The following is a 3469-nucleotide window of genomic DNA, read 5'->3' as shown; positions in this document are numbered from 1 at the left end:
TACAGCCTGCACGTCACCAAGGACGGGGTCACCATCGCCGAGGAGACCGAACTGGTCGGCAAGGGGAACTTCGCCGTCATCGACGCCGTCACCGGGAAGCTCGGCAAGAAGACCGGCGTAATCACCATCGGCCCGGCCGGGGAGATGAAGATGGCCGCGGCCAACATCTCCGTCAAGGATCCCGACATGAAGATCCGCAGCCACGGCCGCGGCGGTCTGGGCGCCGTGATGGGCTCCAAGAAGATCAAATACATCAGCATCGACGAGACGGGCGCACCCGGCGTGCAGATTGCCGATCCCGAGAAGTTCAAGCAGGCCGCGCGCGTCTTCGCCAAGGCCCTGCTCGACCATCCCGTCAGCGGCGAGGGGCTGCCGACCTACGGCACCAACGTCCTGGTCAACGTCCTCAACGAGGCCGGCGGCCTGCCGACCAGAAACTTCCGCTACGGCCAGTTCGAGGGGCACGACAAGATCTCCGGCGAAACGATGCACGACACCATCGTCGCCCGCGGCGGCAAGCCGAAGCACGGCTGCCATGCCGGCTGCATCATCCAGTGCTCCCAAGTCTACACTGACGAGAAGGGGCAGTACGTCACCTCCGGTTTCGAGTACGAGACCATCTGGGGGCTCGGCGCCGACTGCTGCATCGACAACCTCGACGACATCGCCGTGGCCGACAATCTCATGGACGACATCGGCATCGATTCCATCGAAACCGCCGTTATGATGGGCGTCGCCATGGAGGCCGGCATTCTTCCCTTCGGTGACGGCAAGGGCGTCATCCGTCTGCTCAAGGAAGAAATCGCCCAGGGGAGCCCTCTGGGGCGCGTTCTCGGCGGCGGAGCCGCCTCCGTCGGACGGACCTACGGCGTCACCCGCGTCCCCGTGGTGAAAGGTCAGGGGATCCCCGCCTACGATCCGCGCAGCGTCAAGGGGATCGGCATCACCTATGCCACCAGCACCATGGGAGCCGACCACACCGCTGGCTACTCCGTCGCCACCAACATCCTCGGCGTCGGCGGCAGCGTCGATCCCCTCAAGAAAGACGGCCAGGTCGAGCTCTCCCGCAACCTGCAGATCGCCACCGCCGCGGTGGACACCACCGGGATGTGTCTCTTCATCGCTTTCCCGGCCCTGGACATCCCCGAGTGCCTGCCGGCGCTGATCGACCTGATCAACGCCCGCTTCGGCATCTGCCTGACCGGAGACGACGTCACAAATCTCGGCAAATCCATCCTGAAGACGGAGCGCGGCTTCAATATCGCCGCCGGGTTCACCAACAAGGATGACCGCCTGCCCGAGTTCTTCAAGGAGCCCGTCCCCCCCCACAACGCGGTCTGGGACTTCTCCGACGAGGAAATCGACGCGTTCTGGAACTTCTAAGAAAAGCAACAAGGAGGCCTTTCCGGCTCTCTCTCCATGCCCGGTGTGGTCCGCCATGGCCACACCGGGATTTTTTTTCGGAGGTGATCGATGAAAGTGACGGTGAAGCTATTCGCCACGTTCAGGGAGGGACGCTTCAAGGTGGAGGATCGGGACTGTCTGGCCGGAATCGACTGCCGCGGAATCGTGGCCGAGCTCGGCCTGCGGGACGAGGAATTGGGGATCGTGCTCGTCAACAGCCGGCACGCGTCCCTTGATCAGGAATTGAGGGAGGGTGACACTTTATCTCTGTTTCCCCTGGTCGGCGGAGGATAAATCAGTTACCTGAATCCCACCACCCTGGCTGCGGGCTCGTGCCCTCCCGCGAGGGATTCGACGGCGGCAAAATTCATTTCCGTTTCAGCCAGCGACTGAACCAGGCCGATCTTTGCATGATCTTCCGCGCTGATTTTGGCGATGTCGCCGGTGATCGCGGCAAAGGCTTCCGCCGTGGTATTTCTGACGCGCAGATAAGGGACGCCGCTGCCGTCGAGGATCTGCCGGGTCACCCGGGAGACAGGCGCCAGGCCGGAGATGACGATGCCGGCGATCTTCTCCCGGTATTCGGGGATCTGGTGCAGTGAAGCGAGCATGACCAGGAGTTCGTCGCGGCTGCTGGTAACCACAATCAGGGTTGAAGGCAGCAGCAGATCGGCCACCCGCTGCGCCGAGGCGGCGCCGAGCTGCACATGATCGACGATCCGTTGCCCCTCTTGAGGATCTCCCGCCAAGGGGGCGTCGAGTACCCTGGAGAGGCGTTGAAGGGTCGGATTGGCCAGTACCGGATGGTAATTGAAGCCGCCCTCCACCTTCAGCCCCATCCTTCCCAGCGCGGTGCGCAGGTAACGCAGGGTCGAGCTGCGTTTTTCCGGTATCAGCTTGTTGGGCATGATCAGCCCGACGTGAGCCCCTTCCTGTCTGAAAAGGGCCAGGTTCATGCTGACCTGGTCGACGACGCTGCCGATCCCTCTGCCCGTCACCATCAGGACCGGTGCGTTCAGAACCCGGGCCAGCCGGGCGTTGCTCAATCCGACGACCGATCCGACTCCGCTGTGACCCGCCCCCTCGATCACCAGGAAATCACATTGCCTTTCCATCTCGGCGCAGGCCCGCTCGATCATTTCCAGAAGCCGCCCTTCCTGAATCTCGCCATCGAGTATTTTTCTGGTCGAACCCGGCTGAAGGACGACGGGCGACATGAATTCCAAGTCCTCGCCCAGCCCGTACACCTGCGCCATGAGAGCGGCGTCCTTGTCGACCAGGGCGCCGCTGAAGAGGGTGGGTTTTGGGCCCACAGGTTTGATGAATCCGACCCGGAAGTGCCTCTTTCTCGCCATGTGAAGGATGGAGAGACAGGTCGTTGTTTTGCCGCAGTTCTGCCCCGTTGCCGCTACAAAGATTTTTTTACACATGGGTTCCTTTCCGGATATCCTGCGCAGGAAAATTCGTGAGCTCAGCGGTTCGGGGTTGAGGGGGGCAGTGACGATGGTTTTTTCAAGCCCTGGCCTGACCGGCCGGATTGAAGTCTCTTTCAATCAGCTCGAGACTCTTGCGCAGCAGAGTGGTTATGCTGATGCCCGATTCTTCGGCCCGTTTTTGCAGGACCTCCATCTCGCGGTGATTGACTCTGCAGGAAATGATGAACTTTTTGGGGTTAGCTGCTGATCTGGCCACGAAATACCTCCTAATGCTGATTTGCTTAGCCTCGGTTTCGCAAGGCGGCGAATGTTTCGTTTACATTATGCAAAGGGGTTGCCACTCTTGCGGAAACGCCGTCAGATGTTGGTTTTTATGTTGCAAACCGGATACTTATGCTTTCTGAAAATGGAGTGATGGCACGCCGGGCTGCGGAGGGGTGATCCATATTGTTACATATAGGGACGGACCGTGACTGTATACGCACAGGTGGTGCGCCGGATCTGACACAGGTGGGCGGGAGAGGAGGCAGTCGAGGCCGGGAGACTATACGGGATAAAAAAAGGGCCGGCGCAATGGCCGGCCCAGGAGGCAAGGAACGAAGAGTCCCCAGGTGAAGCCTTTCAGCTGT

4 protein-coding genes are annotated in these 3469 nt (G+C 61.0%); 2 read left to right on the top strand and 2 right to left on the bottom strand.

Annotated elements, in window-relative coordinates; translation table 11 throughout:
• Together DTF_RS23080 and DTF_RS0110615 are read left to right on the top strand one after the other, a co-directional pair.
• A partial coding sequence (locus DTF_RS23080) for an aldehyde ferredoxin oxidoreductase C-terminal domain-containing protein (RefSeq protein WP_226989287.1) occupies positions 1-1383 on the top strand: 1383 nt, incomplete at its 5' end.
• 90 nt (positions 1384-1473) lie between these two features.
• Positions 1474-1698: a MoaD/ThiS family protein gene (locus tag DTF_RS0110615; RefSeq protein WP_027715301.1), complete on the top strand. Its 225-nt coding sequence runs from the start codon at positions 1474-1476 to the stop codon at positions 1696-1698.
• Between the two features lie 5 nt (positions 1699-1703).
• Here the strand turns inward: DTF_RS0110615 and DTF_RS0110610 are convergent, their stop codons facing one another.
• Together DTF_RS0110610 and DTF_RS0110605 are read right to left on the bottom strand one after the other, a co-directional pair.
• The gene (locus DTF_RS0110610) at positions 1704-2834 is read right to left on the bottom strand and encodes an AAA family ATPase (protein ID WP_027715300.1); all 1131 of its coding nucleotides are present in this window, start codon (positions 2832-2834) and stop codon (positions 1704-1706) included.
• An 82-nt stretch (positions 2835-2916) separates the two neighbouring features.
• Positions 2917-3096, bottom strand: coding sequence for a hypothetical protein (locus DTF_RS0110605; protein WP_027715299.1), 180 nt, complete (start codon positions 3094-3096; stop codon positions 2917-2919).
• Between the last annotated feature and the right edge of the window lie 373 nt (positions 3097-3469).

This window comes from Desulfuromonas sp. TF (assembly GCF_000472285.1).
Classification (GTDB): domain Bacteria; phylum Desulfobacterota; class Desulfuromonadia; order Desulfuromonadales; family ATBO01; genus ATBO01.
This window is presented reverse-complemented; position numbering and strand designations above follow the sequence as displayed.